At 65.5% G+C, this 17,982-nt stretch carries 19 protein-coding genes; all 19 read right to left on the bottom strand.

Annotation, left to right across the window (positions count from 1 at the left end):
- Window positions 1-272: 272 nt before the first annotated feature.
- The gene (locus tag FJ417_RS24975; protein WP_140641431.1) at window positions 273-1,184 is read right to left on the bottom strand and encodes an ABC transporter substrate-binding protein; all 912 of its coding nucleotides are present in this window, start codon (window positions 1,182-1,184) and stop codon (window positions 273-275) included.
- A gap of 159 nt (window positions 1,185-1,343) precedes the next feature.
- A complete protein-coding gene (locus FJ417_RS24970; protein ID WP_140785262.1) occupies window positions 1,344-2,567 on the bottom strand; it encodes an MFS transporter in 1,224 nt (407 codons plus the stop codon).
- Complete coding sequence (gene nusB, locus FJ417_RS24965) at window positions 2,564-3,058, bottom strand: transcription antitermination factor NusB (RefSeq protein ID WP_140785261.1); 495 nt, start codon at window positions 3,056-3,058, stop codon at window positions 2,564-2,566. Before nusB ends, FJ417_RS24970 begins: the two co-directional genes overlap by 4 nt.
- A complete protein-coding gene (gene ribH, locus FJ417_RS24960; protein WP_140641425.1) occupies window positions 3,055-3,549 on the bottom strand; it encodes a 6,7-dimethyl-8-ribityllumazine synthase in 495 nt (164 codons plus the stop codon). The genes nusB and ribH overlap by 4 nt, the downstream gene beginning before the upstream one ends.
- Before the next feature lie 140 nt (window positions 3,550-3,689).
- On the bottom strand, window positions 3,690-4,781 hold the full coding sequence (locus FJ417_RS24955; RefSeq protein ID WP_246687538.1) for an acetylserotonin O-methyltransferase: 1,092 nt from the start codon (window positions 4,779-4,781) through the stop codon (window positions 3,690-3,692).
- Window positions 4,778-5,395: a riboflavin synthase gene (locus FJ417_RS24950; protein ID WP_140659090.1), complete on the bottom strand. Its 618-nt coding sequence runs from the start codon at window positions 5,393-5,395 to the stop codon at window positions 4,778-4,780. The genes FJ417_RS24955 and FJ417_RS24950 overlap by 4 nt, the downstream gene beginning before the upstream one ends.
- A 61-nt stretch (window positions 5,396-5,456) precedes the next feature.
- Window positions 5,457-6,584 carry a bifunctional diaminohydroxyphosphoribosylaminopyrimidine deaminase/5-amino-6-(5-phosphoribosylamino)uracil reductase RibD gene (gene ribD, locus FJ417_RS24945; RefSeq protein ID WP_181182195.1) on the bottom strand — a complete coding sequence of 376 codons (1,128 nt, stop codon included), beginning with the start codon at window positions 6,582-6,584 and terminating at the stop codon, window positions 5,457-5,459.
- 2 nt (window positions 6,585-6,586) lie between these two features.
- Window positions 6,587-7,066, bottom strand: coding sequence for a transcriptional regulator NrdR (gene nrdR / locus FJ417_RS24940; protein ID WP_027167964.1), 480 nt, complete (start codon window positions 7,064-7,066; stop codon window positions 6,587-6,589).
- 113 nt (window positions 7,067-7,179) lie between these two features.
- On the bottom strand, window positions 7,180-7,773 hold the full coding sequence (locus tag FJ417_RS24935; protein WP_246687537.1) for a hypothetical protein: 594 nt from the start codon (window positions 7,771-7,773) through the stop codon (window positions 7,180-7,182).
- A 107-nt stretch (window positions 7,774-7,880) separates the two neighbouring features.
- Window positions 7,881-9,194, bottom strand: coding sequence for a serine hydroxymethyltransferase (gene glyA, locus FJ417_RS24930; protein WP_140785260.1), 1,314 nt, complete (start codon window positions 9,192-9,194; stop codon window positions 7,881-7,883).
- Between the two features lie 126 nt (window positions 9,195-9,320).
- The gene (locus FJ417_RS24925; protein ID WP_140785259.1) at window positions 9,321-10,958 is read right to left on the bottom strand and encodes a Na+/H+ antiporter; all 1,638 of its coding nucleotides are present in this window, start codon (window positions 10,956-10,958) and stop codon (window positions 9,321-9,323) included.
- 104 nt (window positions 10,959-11,062) lie between these two features.
- On the bottom strand, window positions 11,063-12,001 hold the full coding sequence (locus FJ417_RS24920) for an acetamidase/formamidase family protein (RefSeq protein WP_140785258.1): 939 nt from the start codon (window positions 11,999-12,001) through the stop codon (window positions 11,063-11,065).
- A complete protein-coding gene (locus tag FJ417_RS24915) occupies window positions 11,986-12,747 on the bottom strand; it encodes an alpha/beta hydrolase (protein WP_140785257.1) in 762 nt (253 codons plus the stop codon). Before FJ417_RS24915 ends, FJ417_RS24920 begins: the two co-directional genes overlap by 16 nt.
- Before the next feature lies 1 nt (window position 12,748).
- Window positions 12,749-13,504, bottom strand: a complete 756-nt coding sequence (locus tag FJ417_RS24910) for a glutamine amidotransferase (protein ID WP_140785256.1) — start codon at window positions 13,502-13,504, stop codon at window positions 12,749-12,751.
- The gene (locus tag FJ417_RS24905; protein WP_140785255.1) at window positions 13,501-14,460 is read right to left on the bottom strand and encodes a nucleoside hydrolase; all 960 of its coding nucleotides are present in this window, start codon (window positions 14,458-14,460) and stop codon (window positions 13,501-13,503) included. Before FJ417_RS24905 ends, FJ417_RS24910 begins: the two co-directional genes overlap by 4 nt.
- Window positions 14,457-15,374 (bottom strand): ABC transporter permease, encoded by a 918-nt coding sequence (locus tag FJ417_RS24900; RefSeq protein ID WP_140785254.1) that lies wholly within the window; start codon window positions 15,372-15,374, stop codon window positions 14,457-14,459. The genes FJ417_RS24905 and FJ417_RS24900 overlap by 4 nt, the downstream gene beginning before the upstream one ends.
- Before the next feature lie 11 nt (window positions 15,375-15,385).
- On the bottom strand, window positions 15,386-16,414 hold the full coding sequence (locus tag FJ417_RS24895; protein WP_140641405.1) for an ABC transporter permease: 1,029 nt from the start codon (window positions 16,412-16,414) through the stop codon (window positions 15,386-15,388).
- The gene (locus FJ417_RS33860) at window positions 16,414-17,589 is read right to left on the bottom strand and encodes an ATP-binding cassette domain-containing protein (RefSeq protein WP_140785253.1); all 1,176 of its coding nucleotides are present in this window, start codon (window positions 17,587-17,589) and stop codon (window positions 16,414-16,416) included. The genes FJ417_RS24895 and FJ417_RS33860 overlap by 1 nt, the downstream gene beginning before the upstream one ends.
- Entirely contained in the window at window positions 17,565-17,948 is a 384-nt protein-coding gene (locus FJ417_RS33220; RefSeq protein ID WP_181183292.1) for an ATP-binding cassette domain-containing protein, read from the bottom strand. The genes FJ417_RS33860 and FJ417_RS33220 overlap by 25 nt, the downstream gene beginning before the upstream one ends.
- Window positions 17,949-17,982 lie beyond the last annotated feature (34 nt).

Raw genomic sequence — 17,982 nt, 5'->3', positions numbered from 1 at the left:
CCCCTTGCGGTCTTGGCGGTTGGCGAAAGCCGGCGGGAGAACCGATCTCCCCCCTTGCGGGGGAGATGGCCGGCAGGCCAGAGGTGAAGGAACGCCAACCTTGGAATACGAGCTCGTTCAAAGGTAAACCCGCCGAAGGACTTTCCTTCGATAGGTTGAAGGGTCGGCGGGACAGCACCCCCCTCCGTCCTGCCGGCCATCTCCCCCGCAAGGGGGGAGGTCAGCAGTTCCGCCAACCGCACCTCTCCAGCCCGCACTTATTATGCCGCGATCTACTTCAAGAACCCGTTCTTCTTCAAAAAGTCCTCCGCCACGCCCTTCGCGGGCTCGCCGCCCAGTTGCACGCGGCCGTTGAGCTCCTGCAGCGTGACGAGATCGAGCTTGGCGAAGACCGGCTTCAGCAGCGCCTCGATTTCCGGGTGCTGCTTCAAGACCTCTTCGCGGATGATCGGCGCCGGCTGGTAGACGGGCTGCACGCCCTTGTCGTCCTCGAGCACGACGAGGCCGGAGGGCTGGATGCCGCCATCGGTGCCATAGACCATGGCGGCGTTGGCGCCGTTGGTCTGGTTGGCGGCGGCTGCGATCGTCGCCGCGGTGTCGCCGCCGGAGAGAGTGATCAACTGGTCCGGCTTCAGCGTGAAGCCGTAGGTCGTCTGGAAGGCCGGAAGCGCGGCGGCCGAATTGACGAACTCGGCCGAAGCCGCGAGCACCACCTTGCCGCCGCCCGCGACGTATTTGCCGAAGTCCGAAAGCGTGACGAGCTTGTTCTCGTCGGCCACTTCCTTGCGCAGCGCGATCGCCCAGGTGTTGTTGGCCGGCGACGGCGACAGCCAGACGATCTTGTTGGCGTCGTAGTCCAGCTTCTTGGCGGTTTCGTAAGCCTTGGCGGCATCCTTCCAGACCGGATCATCGGCCTTCTGGAAGAAGAAGGCGGCATTGCCGGTGTATTCGGGATAGATGTCGATCTCGCCGGCGGTGATCGCCTTGCGCACCACGGGCGTCGCGCCGAGCTGGATGCGGTCCGTCGTCTTGATGTTGTTGGCGTTGAGGACGAGCTGGATGATGTTGCCCAGCACCCCGCCTTCCGTGTCGATCTTCGAGGAGACGACCACCTGGGCGTTGGCCGAGGCGGTGGCAAGGCCGAGCGCGATGGCAGCTACGGCGAGCTTTCCTATTGAAAACATTGTGAAAATCCCTTGCTATGAACCGAGGATCCGGTGGCCGCATATGAGCACGGCTATAACGGCCAGTCGGGGTACACGGTTTCATAAGTAGGGGGATCAGCGCAATATTTTTGTTCCCCGCGCGAGGCCGGTGCCCGGCCCGGTCCCGACAGCGTAATGTCAGTTGGCGGAACGCAAGCCCTGCAGCTTGAGCGTGCCAAGTGCCAGGAAGCAAAGCACTACGACCGGGAAAACGATCCAGTTCAGCATGGTCCAGCCCCAGGCATTGTAGATCGCGCCCGACATCAGCGAGGCAAAGGCGACGGAGCCGAACAGGACAAAATCATGGAAACCCTGGACCTTGCTCTTCTCGGAGGGCCGGTAGCTGGCCGCGACCATGGCGGTCGCGCCGATGAAACCGAAGTTCCAGCCGAGCCCGAGAAGGATCAGCGCCGTCCAGAACTGCCACAGCGCCAGGCCGGAAAGCGCCACGGCGCCGCAGCCGATGAGCAGGACAAGGCCAGTGGCAACGATGCGCTCAGCGCCAAAGCGATGGATCAGCGAACCGGTGAAGAAGCTCGGCCCGAACATGGCCATGACATGCCAGGAAATGCCAAGCGTCGCATTGTCTTCCGACAGGCCGCAGCCGACCATGGCGAGCGGCGCGCCGGTCATGACGAAGCTCATCAGCGCGTAGCTGCCGACGGTGCAGAACAACGCGGCGACGAAACGCGGCTGGGTGACGATTTCGATCAGGGGGCGGGCGTCGCTTGCAGCGGTTTCAGAGACGGCGTCGGTCCGCGAGGAAACGCGCAGGAACGACAGGATGAGCGCGCCGACCGCCGCCAGGGGCAGGATCGAGGCGAAGGATCCCGCAAACATCACCGGGGCGAGCAATTCGCGCGTGTAGATGACGATCTGCGGCCCGAGGATGGCGGTGATGATGCCGCCCGCCAGCACGAAGGAGATGGCGCGCGCCTTGAATTCGGGTGGCGCGTTGTCGGCGGCGGCGAAACGGAACTGCTGGACGAAGGCGCCGCCGACACCGATGACGCAGAGACCGAAGGCGAACAGCCAGAAGCTCGCCTGATAGAGCGCGAGCGTCGCGATCAGGCCGCCGAGCGCGGTGACGATGGTGCCGATCATGAAGCCGCCGCGATGGCCGAGGCTACGGATGATGGCGGCGGCTGGCAAGGCGCCGAGCGCCACGCCGATGTTGAAGCCGGTGACCGGCGCGGTGGCCAGGGATTTGTCGGGACCGAGCAGATATTGTCCGGCCAGCGCGCCGAGCGAAATAGCGATCGGCGCGGCCGAACCGACGATCGCCTGCGCGGCGGCAAGCAGCACCGCCGTGCGACGCCCTTCCCTGCCGGCCTCGGCGACCCCGGCCGTTGCGGCTGTCACGAAGCGTCCTTGCCACGCCCCTCGCCGCGAACCCGGCGCGAGACGCGATCAAGAACGGCGTTGACCAGCTTAGGCTCGTCTTCCTCGTAGAACGCCTTGGCGATGTCGACATATTCGGAGACGATGACAGCCACCGGCACATCCTCGCGCTTCATCAGTTCATAGACGCCGGCGCGCAGAATGGCGCGCAGCGTCGAATCCAGCCGCGACAGCGGCCAGTCCTCGGTCAGTGCCTGGCGGATGACGGGGTCGATGGTCTTCTGGTTCTCGACGACGCCGGTCAGGATGGCGCGGAACCATTGCGCGTCGGCCTCGCGATAGAGCGCGCCATCGACTTCCTTGCCGAGGCGAAAGGTCTCGTATTCGGCCGTGATCTCGAAAACGCCGCTGCCGGCCACATCCATCTGATAGAGCGCCTGGACGGCGGCAAGACGGGCGGCGCCGCGCTTGTTGGCGTGGCGTACCGCTCCGGTCGAGGCGGGCTCGGTCACGATTGGGCTCCGAATTTCTCTTTGAGCGCGATCATGGTCAGCGCCGCGCGCGCGGCGAAGCCGCCCTTGTCGCCTTCCGTCTTTCGCGCACGCGCCCATGCCTGCGCGTCGTTTTCTGTGGTCAGAATGCCATTGCCGATCGCGATCGCCTCCTGCACCGAAAGGTCCATGAGCGCGCGGCTCGATTCATTGGCGACGATGTCGAAATGGTAGGTGTCGCCGCGGACGACGGTTCCTAGCGCGACAAAACCGTCGTAATGCGTGCCGCCTTCGGCCGCGCCATCGAGCGCGAAGGTGATGACAGCAGGTATTTCGAGCGAGCCAGGAACCGTGACGACGTCATATGTGGCGCCAGCCTCGTCGAGCGCGCCGGTCGCACCTTCGAGCAGCGCGTCGGCGAGATCGTCGTGAAAGCGCGCTTCGACAATGAGCAGATGCGCCTTCGCCTTCGGGCGAATGAACGCTTTGCCGTGTTGGGATGTGCCTGCCATAAAAGTCTCCGGGGGGTTGCCGGTGACTTAGGCCGAAGCCGGGTTTATCGCAAGCGGAAGATTGGCGGACCGACACCAACGCTGTATCTCTCGAAGGATTCAGATCCCGGGGCAGCGCGATGTTTCGGTACTTTGTTTGGCTAGGTAGGCGAAGCCTCAAGGATCGAGATCGGCGCGGTGGTGTCGATCACTCGCTCGAGCTTCAGCCCTGCGGCCTCGAACAGCCTGGCGTATTGCGCCTCGGTCCGCTCAAGGCCGCCGGTGACCGCGAGCATGACCACATCGATGGCCTTGATCTGGGCTGGTTCGTCGCCCGCAGGGACGAGCGTCTCGGCCACAAGCACCCTGCCATGCGTTTGCATTGCCTCGCGGCAACGGCGCAAGATCAACTCCGCGCGTTCATCGTCCCAATCGTGGATCACCTTCTTGATTACATAGACGTCGCCGACGGGGACGCTGTCGAAGAAGTCGCCGACGACGAAGTCGGTGCGCGACGGATCGCTCCCGGCCTCCTGGCGCGCCGCCGCCACTCCGGAGGCGAGATCGAGAAGAACCCCGCTCAAATGGGGATTGCGGGCAAGGATGGCCGAGAGAAGCTGTCCATGCCCGCCGCCGACATCGACGACCCGCGTGTATCGGCTGAAATCATAGGCGTCGGCGACCGCCTCGTTGCTGCCTTGGCCCTGGGCAATCATAGCTCGCTGAAACAGGGCAGCCTGTTCCGGGTGGGCCGAAAGCCAATCGAACCTCGGACTTCCGAACACCTTGTCGAAGGCCGGCTTTCCGGTGCGGACGGAATGCAGAAGCTGCTCGAACGCAAGATAGGCCTCGCTGTTGACCATCCGGATGAAGTCGCGTGGTCCGGGTCGATCGGAACGAAGCGCCGCGCCCACCTCCATCAAGGTAAAATGACGAGGGCGAACTTCAGTGAAGACCCCCTCCGGAGCCAGAAGCCGCATGACGCGATAGAGCGATTCCGCATCCGTCTTCGTGGCGGCCGCCAAATCTTCAACTGACTGCTCGCCGGAAGCCAGAAGATCGGGAATGCCGAGTTCGATGACGACGCGCAGCGCCTGTGACACGGCAAATCCGAAACCCAGCCTCATGACTTGTTGCGACGGGTTGGTCATGGCTTTCCCCTCCGGACAGGTGAAAAGCTTACGAGGGGCGCGAGCAGAAGTGAAGCGGGACGCAGTGTTGAACGGCGCGGCCTCACGACTTGCTTTTGTCAAAGCCCCTCTTTCGCCGCCTCCGCCAGGCGCGCGGCATAGCGGGCCATGGTGTCGATCTCGAGATTGACGCGGTCGCCGGCCTGGCGTTGGCCCCAGGTGGTGACGCTCAGCGAATGATGGATGAGCAGCACGTCGAAGCGGGTGCCTTCGACCTTGTTGACGGTGAGCGAGGTGCCGTCGAGCGCGACCGACCCTTTCGGCGCGATGAACTTCGCCAGATGCCGCGGCGCTTCCAGCGTGAAGCGCACGGCATCGCCCTCCTCCTTGCGCTCGACGATCTCGGCCGTGCCGTCGACATGGCCGGAAACGATGTGGCCGCCGAGCTCGTCGCCGATCTTCAGCGCCCGTTCGAGATTGATCCTGGTGCCTGATTTCCAGCTGGATGCCGTGGTGAGCCTCAGCGCCTCCTCCCAGGCCTCGACCTCGAACCAGCGCGCGTTGGAACCAGTTTCGGGGAGCGCCGTGACCGTCAGGCAAACGCCGCCGCAGGAGATGGAGGCGCCGATGGCGATGGTTTCGGGATCATAGGTGGTGTCTATGCGCAGCCCAACGCCTTCGGCCAGCGGCTTCACGGTAGCGACAGTGCCAACGTCAGTCACAATCCCAGTAAACATCAGAGAGCGTCTTTCATTTTGACCATGATCTAACCCAAAAATCGGTTCCCACTTTTTGGGATCATGGTCTTACCCACTCGGCGTAACTGTCTTCGCCGAAGCGCATATCACGCAGCTTGCGAAAACCTGCCGGGATATGGTCGGCGTCGATAGGCGATGCAATACCGTCTTTGCCGATCGCCTCAGGTCCCTGGAACAGGACGATGCGGTCGACAAGGTCTTCCTCGAGGAAGGCCTTGGCTACCTTGGCGCCGCCTTCGACCAAAACGCTTGCCATGCCAAGCGCGGCAAGGTCTTCCAGCAATTCCGGCAAGGCGACCACGCCATTGTGGGTTTCGGTGCCGATGAAGCGCACGCCCGCGCGTTCGAGCGCCGCCCGCCGGTGCGGGTCGGCTTCCAGACAGGCGGCGATATAGAGCGGCACGCGGTCGACGCCGGATATCAGCTTGGATGTCTCCGGCAGCCGGATCTGCCGATCGAGGATGATGCGCGCCGGCGAGCGGTTCTCCAGTCCCGGAAGGCGCACGGTCAGCGCCGGGTCGTCCTCGAGAGCGGTGCCGATGCCGACCAGGATGGCGTCGGACTCGGCGCGCATCAGATAGACATCGCGCCGCGCGATCTCGCCGGTGATGGCGACCTGGCCCGCGCCTTTGCGGCCGATCTTGCCGTCACTCGAAAGCGCAAGCTTCAGAGTTACTTCCGGGCGTTTTTTTAGAGAACGAGTCAGATAGCCGGCCATCTGCTCGGCGGCCTCGGCGGCCAGCACTTTCTCCACCACCTCGACACCGGCGGCGCGCAGTATGGCGTAGCCCTTGCCGGAGACGCGCGGATCGGGATCGCTTGCCGCGCCGACGACGCGCGCGATGCCGGCATTGACCAGCGCGTTGGCGCAAGGCGGCGTGCGGCCGTGGTGGGCGCAAGGCTCCAAAGTAACGTAAGCCGTAGCACCACGCGCGAGTTCGCCGGCCTCGGCCAGCGCTTCGGTCTCGGCATGCGGGCGGCCGCCGACGGCCGTCACGCCGGTACCGACGATCATCGGGCCGGCGCCGTCGTCGCGCACGATGATGGTGCCGACGGAAGGGTTGGTCGACGTGCGGCCGGCGTTGCGGCGCGACAACCTGATGGCCGCGGCCATGAAACGGCGATCAAGGGCCGCCTGCGCGGCCTCGTCCAGTCGCTGTCCCGCCATGATCAGCCAGCGTCCTCTTCGGTCTTTTCCTCGTCGCCCTTCAGTTCGCCCAGCAGCTCATGAAAATCCTTGGCCTCGCGGAAATTGCGATAGACCGAGGCGAAGCGGACATAGGCGACGTCATCCAGCGATTTCAGCGCATCCATGACCAGCCGGCCGACTTCGCCCGAAGCAACCTCGGTTTCGCCGGAGCTTTCGAGCTGGCGCACGATGCCGGTGACCGCGCGGTCGATGCGCTCGGGGTCGACATTGCGCTTGCGCACGGCGATCTCGACGGAGCGCAGCAGCTTGTCACGGTCGAAAGGCACCTTGCGGCCGGACTTCTTGACGACGACAAGGTCGCGCAGTTGGACGCGCTCGAAAGTCGTGAAACGGCCGCCGCAATCGGGGCACACCCGCCGCCTGCGGATCGCCGCGCCGTCTTCGGCGGGACGCGAATCCTTCACCTGCGTATCTTCGGACTGGCAATAGGGACAGCGCATGGAGAGCCTTGGGTTCGCGATTCTGTGGGCGAAAGGCTTAGAGCCTTTCATGCCTCAGAGATAGCGAGGCATAAGCAAGATTGCCAGCGCCCCACCCCGCTAGCCGACAGGCGTCAGGGCGCAACATCCTTGGTCGAGAACCCGCAGGACGCGCCTAGGTTGCGATAGGCCTTGGTGAAGCCGTCCATCGGGATGCTGGTGACCTTCTGTTTGCCGAAGGTGACATCGAGCGAGGTGACCTTGCGCATGGCGCGCAGCAGGGCGAGGCTGGTCTTGGCCTGGTTGTCGACCATCCAGCTGGGACGACCACCGGCGGCGCCGTTGGAGGTCACGGTCGCAGCGACCTTCACGCCAGGGTCGCCGAAGGTCGCGGCGATCTTGTCGCCGGTCGGCAGGTTCCCGTTGTCGATGATGAACATGATGGCCGGATACGCGTCCGGCGGCAGCGCATCGCCAGTCGAGATCGACAGCGTCAGGGATCCGGCATTGCCGTCGCCGTCGACGAATGCAGTCGAGGCGGCGCAGGTCTTGTGCGCATCCTGCCCGGTATCGAGCGTATCGATGATGGTGGTCCACTTGCCGAAGGTATTGGTGGCCGGCATGTCGGAGCCGGGCTGCGCCTGCTCCTGCGCAACCGCGCCGGACAGGGCGAAAACGGCCAGCGAGCCAGACAGGGCCAGGGTGGCAAGACGGAAAGTGCGCATCATCAGGTCTCCGGTAAGCCGCGCCGCCCGATCAAGGAGCGGCGCGAAGCGCAAGGATAAAAGATGACGTATGTCGCGCGGTCAACCGACGGAGGGCAACCGAGCGTGGATCAGCCGAGATAGGGGTAAAGCGGGAAGCGGTCGGTCAACGCCGTGACCTTGGCTTTGACGGCGGCCTCGACGGCCGCATTGCCGTCGTCGGAATTCGCCACCTTCAGCCCGTCCAGCACCTCGGCGATCAGCTTGCCGATCTCGCGGAATTCGGCCTGGCCGAAGCCGCGCGTGGTGCCGGCCGGCGTGCCGAGGCGTACGCCCGACGTCACGAACGGCTTTTCCGGATCGAACGGGATGCCGTTCTTGTTGCAGGTGATGTTGGCGCGGCCGAGGGCGGCTTCCGCGCGCTTGCCGGTGGCGTTCTTCGGCCGAAGGTCGACCAGCATCAAATGGTTGTCGGTACCGCCGGAGACGATATCGAGGCCAGTCTCCTGCAGGCTGGACGCCAGCGCCTTGGCATTGGCGACGATGCTTTCGGCATAGGCCTTGAAGCTCGGCTTCAGCGCCTCGCCGAGCGCCACCGCCTTGGCGGCGATGACATGCATCAGCGGGCCGCCCTGCAAGCCCGGAAATACCGCCGAATTCATCTTCTTGGCGATGTCCTCGTCGTTGCACAGGATCATGCCGCCGCGCGGACCGCGCAGCGATTTGTGGGTCGTCGTGGTCACGACATGGGCATGAGGCAATGGCGACGGATGCACGCCGCCGGCGACGAGACCGGCGATATGCGCCATGTCGACCATCAGATAGGCGCCGATCGAATCGGCGATCTCGCGGAAACGCTTCCAGTCCCAGATGCGCGAATAGGCGGTGCCGCCGGCCAGGATCAGCTTCGGCTTGGTCTCATGCGCGGTCTTCTCGATCGCGTCCATGTCGAGCAAATGGTCTTCCTTGCGCACGCCATAGGAGACGACCTTGAACCACTTGCCGCTCATGTTGACCGGCGAGCCGTGGGTGAGATGCCCGCCCGAATTCAGGTCGAGGCCCATGAAGGTGTCGCCGGGCTGCAGCAGCGCCAGGAACACGGCCTGGTTCATCTGGCTGCCCGAGTTCGGCTGAACGTTGGCGAAATTACAGCCAAAGAGCTTTTTCGCGCGCTCGATGGCCAGTTCCTCGGCCACGTCGACGAACTGGCAGCCGCCATAGTAGCGCTTGCCCGGATAACCCTCGGCATATTTGTTGGTCATGATCGAGCCCTGCGCTTCGAGCACGGCGCGCGACACGATGTTTTCCGACGCGATCAGCTCGATCTCGTGGCGCTGGCGCCCAAGCTCGTTGCGGATGGCGCCGAAGATTTCCGGATCGGCGTCGGCAAGCGTGGTCTCGAAGAAGGATTCGAATTTTCTGGAGGCTGCCGCTGCGTTTGACATGGCTTGCTTTCCCTTGGGGCCGGAGGTCTGCGAGGTCGCCGCGCATTAACACAGTTGTTTCCGAGCCGCCACGTTTGCGGCGCGAAATTTGCTGGCCGGTTTGCGCCAAGACAAACCCGTCCAGCTCTAATCCCGCGGTTCGCGGCCCTTGAGGATCGCTTCCGAGAAGGTGATCTCGGTGAACAGCTTGCGCGCCGTATGGTCATTGATGTCGCCACGGCGAAGCATCGCCTGCAGTTCGGCCCGCTCGGCCTCGATGCCGGCAAGCCTGAATCCGAGCTCGATCCGCCCGGATTCGCGGGCCTCGGCGCGCGCTTCGTCGGCGCCGTCGGAGAGCGAGATGCGCCGCCGGTAGATGGATGCGACGCTCTCGGCGATGGCAAGCTTCATGTGGGCCTCCCCTTCACTGCCGTCGCTGGCGAGGCCTTCGATCCTGGCGATGGCCGCGTTGGCGGCGCCGACGCGGGCGCGGCGCTCTTCGGCCGCACCTGGATGCTCGCCAGGCTCGAAGAGGCCGCGCGCGACCGTAGGCAGGGTAAGGCTCGCAATCGCCAGCGAGCATATGATGACGCCGGCGGCGAGGAAGATCACGAGGTCGCGGGCCGGGAACGGCGAGCCGTCTTGCAAGGTAAGCGGCAGGGACAGGATGCCGGCCAGAGTGACGGCGCCGCGCACGCCGGCGATCGAACCGGCGAGCCTGACGCGAAAACCAAAGGGTTCGGCTTTGCGCTTGCCGAGACGCGCGGCAAGCACGGCGCCCATGTCGCCGATCCAGATCCAGACATAGCGCAGGCCGATCAGGCAGAGCGTGAGCAACAGCACGGTCAATGCCGGCTCGAACAGCCAATGCCGGGTCGTCAGCTCCGGCGGCACCTTGCGGATGATGTCGGGCAGTTGCAGGCCAAGCAGGATGAACAGCGAGCCGTTGAACATGAAGATCAGCATCGACCAGAGCGAGATCGTCTGGATGCGCGCCGAGACCGCCATGTGGCGGACGATGCCGGAATATCCGGTCAACAGGCCGGCGGTGACAGCCGCCAGAACGCCCGACGCGTTCAAATGCTCGGCGATCAGATAGGCGACGAAGGGCAACAGCACCATGACCAGCACCTGCGCCTCGGCCGGTGTGCTGGTGATGCGGCCGAGGATCTGCAACGACTTCGCGGCGATGAACAGCGCCGCGATGCCGGCGAGAATGCCGATCGCCACAGCCAAGAGGAAGCTCAGGGATGCCGCGGCGAACGAAAAGCTGCCGGTCAGCGCCGCCGCGACGGTGAAGCGGAACATCACCAGACCCGAGGCGTCGTTGAGCAGGGATTCGCCTTCCAATATGTGCATCAGCCGCGCCGGGACGACATTGCGGTCGACGATCGAGGACACGGCGACCGCATCGGTCGGCGACAGCACGGCGGCCAGAGCGAAGGCGACGACCAGCGGGATGCTCGGCACCAGCCAGTGCAAGGCGTAACCGAAGCCGACGATGGTGAAGAAGACGAGCCCGATGGCGAGGTCGAGGATCGGGCTGCGCAACGCGATCAGCTCGCGCTTCGGCGCCGAGAACGCATCGCCGAACAGCAACGGCGGAATGAACACCAGGAGAAACAGCTCCGGGTCGATCTCGACATGCAGGCCGCGTGCCGGCCAGGCCAGGGCGGCGCCGATCGCGATCTGCAGCACCGGCAGCGGCACGCGCACCAGCCGCACCAGCGCACCGGACAAAGTCACGAAGGCGAGCACGACGAGGATGAAGACGGCGACGTCCATGGCGCGATTCCGGCTGGTCGACCGACCATGGGCAATTGCCAGCGTCGCGTCCAGCTGGCCGGGCATCACGCGGCCGTATCAACCGCGGACGCGTCGCCGTTCCGCTATTGCGACAGAACCGCCTTGGGCACGGAACAAAGCGCCGTGAAAGCGGGATTCACGACATTGCCGATGCGCAGGCTGCAGGTCTGGCTGACCAGTTGATGCGCGTCCATCGTGTCCATGCCTGTCCGTTGCGCCACCCAGCGCACCAGCCCGGCGACCGCGATGCGGGCGGCGTCGTCCAGCGGCCGCGCGCAGCCGATGACCCCGATATGGCTTTCAGTCTCCAGGCGCGGCCAGTCGAAGCTCTCATCCGGCACCGCCTTCTCGGCGGACAGGGTCGTGAAGAAGGCGCCCTCGACCGCGGTGCCTGCGATCTCGCCATCGCCCTGCGCGTAATGTCCGTCACCGATATAGATGTGCCCGCCATCGACATTGGCCCGCAGGTAGAGCGTCGCGCCTTCCGTCAGGTCCGCGATGTCGAAATTGCCGCCGAAGTCGCCGGGAACGACGCCGAGGCGAACCTCGCCATGAGCGGGCGCGACGCCCAACGTGCCGTGGAAAGGCCGGTAGCCGGCGCGCAGCGTGCGGCCGGAGGAGGTCCGTGTGGTCAACTGCGTTCGATCCGGCGAGAGGCGCCATATCCACACCCGCTCGTCCTGCTCCTGCTGCAAGTTGGGCGAGGCGCGGGTTCCCGACAGGAAGCCGAAATTCGGCGAAATCGTCGCCACGCCCCAGTCACGAGCGGGCTCCAGGCGATGCAGGCGGATCGCCATGATATCGCCGGCCCTGATCCCTTCGACGGCGATCGGACCGACCAGCGGGTTGACTTTCGGATAGGGCGCGACCTCGCGCGGCTTGCCGTCGACGCTCGTCAGCTTGCCGGAAAAGCAGTCCTCGGTGAACACCGTGAATTGCTCGCCAGCCCTGACGGAAAGCCGCGGCGCATGCCCTCCCAGTTGGAACACAAAATCGTGCCCGTCGTTCAGCGGTCGAACCAAGTGCCGGCTCCCAGTTTCTCGACTATCTCGACGAATGCCTGCGTGGCGTCGCGATGGATACTATGGCCGACATTGGGCATCACGACGACAGACCGCTCACCGACCTCTGCCCGCAGGCGGGCGGTGTCGTCGGTCGGGACAAACCGGCTCACTTCCGGCAGGACCCAAACCGTCGGCAGCATCCGGGCTAGGCGCGCCGCCTCATCCCGCAGATCCCAGGGCGCGTTGCCGGCGAAGGCTGAACGCGCGTCATCGAACGATATCTGCTCGAGCGACACGACTTTCCAGGCGGCGTCACGCCGCGACCAGCCGGGATTGAGTTTCAGCAGCCCCTCGATGTCGTGGGGCAGATTTGCTTCGTCCCAGTCCAGCATGCCCTTCGGTGTCGCCTTGTCGGCAAAATGCGAGACCGGGTCTTCCAGAAGCATTGCCTTCGGCCGGAACAGGCCGCGCAACACGCCAAGCTGCGCCAGCGTGCCGCCGAAGGAATGGCCAAGCAGCACGTCCGGTCCGGCGGGGAGGTTCCCGGCGAAATCGGAGAGCAGGCTGTCGAAAGAGAAGTCGCCATTGCCCCGCGCGCTTTCGCCGTGGCCGCGCATGTCGGGAGCGATCACCTGCCAGCCACGCGCGGCAAGCACCCGCGCCGGCTCGGTCATGGCGCCTGCATTGGCGGTGATGCCGTGCAGCGCCACCATCGTCTTCGGCGCGCCGCGGTCGCCCCAGCGCATGATGTTGAGCGTCACCATGTCAGGCTCCCGCCGCCCAGCCGACGATCTGCCGCCAGAGCGTCGTGTAGCCCGGCCAATCGACAAAAGCGGGCGGCGCCCAATGCGGCCCGCAATCCGAGGCAAAGGCGACCGACCGCCCCTTGCCGAACTCCGCCGCGACGATCAAGGGATCGTTGCCGACGGTAGCGACCACCGTCGCCTTCTGCCTGGCGGCAAAGCGATTGTAGCCGAGCAGCGCCGGCCACTCCGCTTCCAGCCCGCCGACGATCGGATGACTTGCAGCGGCCACGCTCGGCTTCACGCCTTGCGGCCGCTCGGCGCGGTCATCGCCCGCCTCCATTTCCACGCCCAGCACCTCCGCGACTTCGGTGTCGCGATAGCGCGCCTTGGCGTCGATGCCCTGGAAGGTCATATAGCCGCCGATCATCACCAGTCCGCCGCCGCCGAGGACATAGTCGCGTATCGCTTCGAGGCGATTGGGCAGCGTCTTCGACCGCACGAACGTGTCGGGATGGAGCAACAGGGTGTTGGCGCCGATGTCGCTCAGCATAATGCAGTCGAACTTCGCCAGTTCGCCGGCGCTGAAGGGGAAGTCGCGCGCGGCGATATGGGCCGGCTGGTAGACAACGTCCCAGCCACCGCCTTCGAGGGCGTCGCGCAGCCAGCGCACGCCTTCGGCGTACTCCGTCGTGGTGAAGGAATCGAAGCCCTTCTGGTGGATCGAATGAACGGTCCAGGATTCGCCCGCGATCAGGACGCGACGGCTCTTTGTCATACTTCCTCTCCTGTTTTGTAAGACCGGCTGGCCAGCCGCTTCAATGCGGCGATGAAGGCGGCGTGGATGCCCTCGCCATCAAGCTCGACGGCGATTTCGGCGTTCGGCGGCCCCGAGCGTCCGGCAAAGTCGATGACCGTGCGGCCATAGGTGAACTTGCCGGCGAGCTCGACCTCGACCCGAGCCGGAACGGTCCTGGCCAGGGAAGGTTCGGCCGTGACGAGCGATGCCACGGGATCGTTGAGCGGCATTGCGACGGGCCCGAACACACCCGGGCGGAATGTCGTGTTCAGGGAGCGCAGGAGCTCGGCAGCGAAGAGCCCGACCTTGCCGCCAATCGCCTCGGCGTCCGCGATCAATCCTTCGGTGATAACCGCCTGCGGTCCCACGTCGATCGAAAGAAGCGTCAAGGGAATGCCGGCCCCGAACACGATGGCTGCCGCCTCCGGATCGCACAGAACGTTCCACTCCGCCGCCGCTGTCTTGTTGCCGAGCCCCCAGGCGCCGCCGAGCGAGACGATGCGCCCGATCCTCTCCGCCAGGCCGGGATTGCGCCGCAGCGCCATGGCCAGATTGGTCAGCGGACCGGTGGTGACGACGGTGTCGGCGGCGCCTGAAAGGACCATCTCGGCGATGAGGTCGCTGGAGTGGCGTGGATCGAGGTTGACCACTTCGAGATCCGGCCGCTCCGGGTCGAGCGCACAGGTCTGGTCGAGGATGCCGGCGATCAACCTTTCGCGCACCAATGGCCCCATGGCGCCGGCCGAAACCGGGACATCCTTGCGCCCCGCAACGGCAAGGACGATTGCGCCGTTGCGCGCGGTGCGGTCCCCGGCAAGATGACCGGCACCCGTCGTCACCGCCTTCAGGTCGAGCGCCTTATGGCCGGCGGCGACCAGGATGCCCAGGGCATCGTCATTGCCCGGATCGCAGTCGAGGATGATCGGCTTCGTCATTGGGGATTGCCCTGAATTCTGGCCGGCCGGTTGCGCACCAGGATGCGCCAGCGGGCGAAAGTCAGGCCGATGATGGCGGCGAGATAGGGCAGCATCAGCACGAACTGCGAGGGGATGGCGAACACTTGCAGGCGGTCGCCCAGCGCGCCGAAGAAGCCGAACAGGAAGGACGCCGCCGCCGTCATCCAGGGCTGGCCGCCGCCGAACAGCGTCGCGGCCAGCCCGATGAAGCCGCGGCCGCTGGTCATGTCCGGCAGGAAGAAATGCAGCTTGTCCATGGCAAGCTGCGCGCCGGCAAGCCCGGCCAGCAAGCCGCTGACCGCCAAGGACAGGGCTTTCATGACAGCGATGCGGATGCCGGCGGAGCGCGCGGCGTGCTCGTCCTCTCCCGCGGCCCGCAGGCTGGCGCCGAGCGGCGTCTTGTAGAGAAAGATATAGGTGAGCGGCACCGCGACAAGCGCGATCAGCACGATGATGCTCTGGCCTTCGAAGGCCGGCCCGAGCACCGGCAGCCAGGACAGCGATCCGGCGGGCACATGCCAGATGTCGGGAAAGGCGATCGGCCTCAGCCCGCCTGGACTGTTGTAGTAGCGCTCGAGGATGAAGAGCGTGCCGCCGGCGGCCAGCAGGTTGATGCCAAGGCCCGCCACGATGAAATCGGCGAAGAAGCGCAAGGTCAGCAGCGCCAGAAGCTGCGAAAGCACCACCGCGACCACCAGCGCCGACAGGAAGGCCGGCCAGGCGCTGCCGCTCCAGTCGCCGACGGCGATGGCCGCGAAGGCGGCCGCCAGCATCATGCCCTCGACCGCGACATTGAGGATGTTGGCGCGCAAGGTGATCATTGCCGCCAGCGCGGCAAGCAGGATCGGGGTCGATTGTTCAAGAACCGCGGCGAGCAGCGATGCGAGGTTCATCCCTTACCTCCTCACGCTGCCTGGGCGGCGCGACGCAGCCGCGCCGTCATCAGCAGCACGAGCAGGCCCGTCAAAAGGTTGACCAGCGAGCGCGGCACATCGGTGGAAATCTGCATGTAGGCAGCACCATTCAGCATCGCGGCGTAAAAGAGCGCGGTCGCCAGCGAACCGATCGGATGGACACGGGCAAGCAGGGCGCAGGTGAGGCCGACAAGCCCGTAGCTCGGCGAGAAATTCTGCTCGAAGCGGTGTCCGACGCCGAGCACATAAAGCGCTCCGGCCAGCCCGGCCAATCCACCGGCGATGACCATCGCCGAGATCACCCGCCGCGCCGCCGGCACGCCGGTGGCCTCGGCAAAGCGCAGATTGGTGCCGGCCGCGCGAACCTCCGCGCCCCATCGGGTGCGGAACAGCACGATCCATGAGACGACGGCAAGCACGGCGGCGACAAGGAAGCCGCTGGTGGCGCGCGGAACGAAAGGCAAGGGCGGCAGCCAGATCGAGCTCGGCACCATCCAGCTCACCGCGCCATAGGCGGTGGTGTCGCGGATCACCTGGTTGGCCAGCCAGGAGGTGATCAGGAGAATGATGATGTTGAGCATCAGTGTCGTCACCACCTCGTCGACGGCGAGACGCACCTTGAGCACGCCCGGAATCCAGCCGACCACCGCGCCGGCAAGAAAACCGGCGACGATGGCGAGCGGCATCAGCATAAAGGCCGGCAGCGAAGCGCCGGCGATGGCGACGACGGTGGTGGTGACCGCGCCCGCGTAGAGCTGGCCCTCGCCGCCGACATTGAAGATGCCGGCGCGAAAGGAGAAGACGACACCGAGCGCGATCAGGGTGAGCGGCGTGGCGCGGTTCAGGAACAGGGCGAAGTTGCCGAGCGAATCGAAATTGGCGAGCAACAGGTCGCGATAGGCGCGGACCGGCTCATCCGTGATCGACGCGACCAGCAGGAAGCCGAGCGCCAGCGTGAGCAGGATCGCGGCGAGCGGCGCGCGAATGACGCGCAGGAAATTGGACAGCGCCGGCGCCATTACGCAGCCTCCTTCGATCCGCCGTTCATCAGATATCCGACGGTCTCCTCGTCGGCCTCGGCGCGGTCGAGGACGCGCATCATGCGCCCCGAATACATGACGCCGATCCTGTCGGAGAGCGCGAAGATCTCGGAGAGCTCGGACGAGATCAGGAGCACGGCGCGGCCCCGGTCGGCGGCCTGCAGGATGCGCGCGTGAACGAATTCGGACGCGCCGATGTCCAGTCCGCGCGTCGGCTGGCAGATCAGGAGCAGCGATGGGTCGCGCTCCAGCTCGCGGGCAATCACCAGTTTCTGCATGTTGCCGCCGGAGAGCCAGCCGGCCTGCGTGGCAGGCTGCGCGCCGCGCACGTCGAACTCCTTGATCTTCTCGCCCGCGAAGCTGTCCAGCTTCTGCCGATTGATCAGGCCGCCGGACAGCAATCCGGCGCGGCTGTAGTTGGTCGCCGCGACGTTCTCGGCGACGCTCATCGTGACGCTCAGGCCACGGTCGAGGCGGTCTTCCGGCACGAAGCCGAGACCGGCCTGCTGGCGCTCCCATAGATCAGCGTCGGTCAAATCCCGGTCGCCGAAGCGGATCCTGCCCGCCTGCACCGGCATCAGCCCGGCGATTGCCTCGGCGAGTTCGGTCTGGCCGTTGCCGTCGACGCCGGCGATGCCCAGAACCTCGCCGGCGCGTACCTGGAGAGAGATGCGGTCGAGCAGACGCCGGCCTGAATGATTGGTCATGCTGACACTGTCGAGCGTCAGGACCGGGGCGCCGAAGCTGCGCTGCCCACTGCCCTTGCGGCCGACCAGGAATACGTCGCGGCCGACCATGTCGCGGGCGATGTCGGCTTCGGTGACATCTGCCGTATTGCGCGTCGAAATGCTGCGGCCATGGCGAATGACGGTCACGCGGTCGGAGACGGCTTTCACCTCGCGCAGCTTGTGGGTGATGAAAAGAATGGTGCGGCCCCTGGCGCGCAAGCCGTCGACCACACCGATCAGCTCGTCGACTTCGGGCGGAGTCAGCACGGCGGTCGGCTCGTCGAGGATCAAGAGATCCGCGTCGAACGCCAGCGCCTTCAGGATCTCGACGCGCTGGCGCTGGCCGACCGAAAGCGTGCGCACCGGCGCTTCCGGATCGAGGCGGAAATTGTAACGCGCGATCAGTTCGCGGGCGCGCTCGACCATCTGCCGGCGGTCGGAGAAGATACCCAGCCGGCGCGGCTGGCGGCCGAGAAACAGGTTCTCAGCACGCTCATGGACGGCACCAGCGTGAAGTGCTGGTGCACCATGCCGATGCCGAGGCGGCTCGCGGCGATCGGGTCCGCGATCGTCACGGTCTTGCCGTTCAGCACGATGGAGCCGGCGTTCGGCTGGTGAATGCCGGCAAGGATATTCATCAGCGTCGACTTACCGGCGCCGTTCTCGCCGCAGATGACATGCACCTCGCCGCGCCAGACATCGAGGTCGACATGACTGAGCGCGGCCTTCTCGCCAAACGACTTGGCGATGCCTGCAAGGCTCAAGATGATATCCGGGTCGCTCATCGGCACGCTTCCTGGGGGCACGCTTCCTGGTCGG

Origin of the sequence: Mesorhizobium sp. B3-1-7 (genome assembly GCF_006439385.1) — a bacterium.
Classification (GTDB): Bacteria; Pseudomonadota; Alphaproteobacteria; order Rhizobiales; family Rhizobiaceae; genus Mesorhizobium.
This window is presented reverse-complemented; position numbering and strand designations above follow the sequence as displayed.

What these genes read in the sequence shown, in the direction of transcription:
- FJ417_RS24975 (WP_140641431.1), bottom strand. Translation starts at nt 1,184, where the DNA reads ATGTTTTCAATAGGAAAGCTCGCCGTAGCTGCCATCGCGCTCGGCCTT.
- ribH (WP_140641425.1), bottom strand. Translation starts at nt 3,549, where the DNA reads ATGGCAGGCACATCCCAACACGGCAAAGCGTTCATTCGCCCGAAGGCG.
- FJ417_RS24950 (WP_140659090.1), bottom strand. Translation starts at nt 5,395, where the DNA reads ATGTTTACTGGGATTGTGACTGACGTTGGCACTGTCGCTACCGTGAAG.
- ribD (WP_181182195.1), bottom strand. Translation starts at nt 6,584, where the DNA reads ATGGCGGGACAGCGACTGGACGAGGCCGCGCAGGCGGCCCTTGATCGC.
- nrdR (WP_027167964.1), bottom strand. Translation starts at nt 7,066, where the DNA reads ATGCGCTGTCCCTATTGCCAGTCCGAAGATACGCAGGTGAAGGATTCG.
- FJ417_RS24935 (WP_246687537.1), bottom strand. Translation starts at nt 7,773, where the DNA reads ATGATGCGCACTTTCCGTCTTGCCACCCTGGCCCTGTCTGGCTCGCTG.
- glyA (WP_140785260.1), bottom strand. Translation starts at nt 9,194, where the DNA reads ATGTCAAACGCAGCGGCAGCCTCCAGAAAATTCGAATCCTTCTTCGAG.
- FJ417_RS24925 (WP_140785259.1), bottom strand. Translation starts at nt 10,958, where the DNA reads ATGGACGTCGCCGTCTTCATCCTCGTCGTGCTCGCCTTCGTGACTTTG.
- FJ417_RS24915 (WP_140785257.1), bottom strand. Translation starts at nt 12,747, where the DNA reads ATGGTGACGCTCAACATCATGCGCTGGGGCGACCGCGGCGCGCCGAAG.
- FJ417_RS24910 (WP_140785256.1), bottom strand. Translation starts at nt 13,504, where the DNA reads ATGACAAAGAGCCGTCGCGTCCTGATCGCGGGCGAATCCTGGACCGTT.
- FJ417_RS24905 (WP_140785255.1), bottom strand. Translation starts at nt 14,460, where the DNA reads ATGACGAAGCCGATCATCCTCGACTGCGATCCGGGCAATGACGATGCC.
- FJ417_RS24900 (WP_140785254.1), bottom strand. Translation starts at nt 15,374, where the DNA reads ATGAACCTCGCATCGCTGCTCGCCGCGGTTCTTGAACAATCGACCCCG.
- FJ417_RS24895 (WP_140641405.1), bottom strand. Translation starts at nt 16,414, where the DNA reads ATGGCGCCGGCGCTGTCCAATTTCCTGCGCGTCATTCGCGCGCCGCTC.
- FJ417_RS33860 (WP_140785253.1), bottom strand. Translation starts at nt 17,589, where the DNA reads ATGGTCGAGCGCGCCCGCGAACTGATCGCGCGTTACAATTTCCGCCTC.
- FJ417_RS33220 (WP_181183292.1), bottom strand. Translation starts at nt 17,948, where the DNA reads ATGAGCGACCCGGATATCATCTTGAGCCTTGCAGGCATCGCCAAGTCG.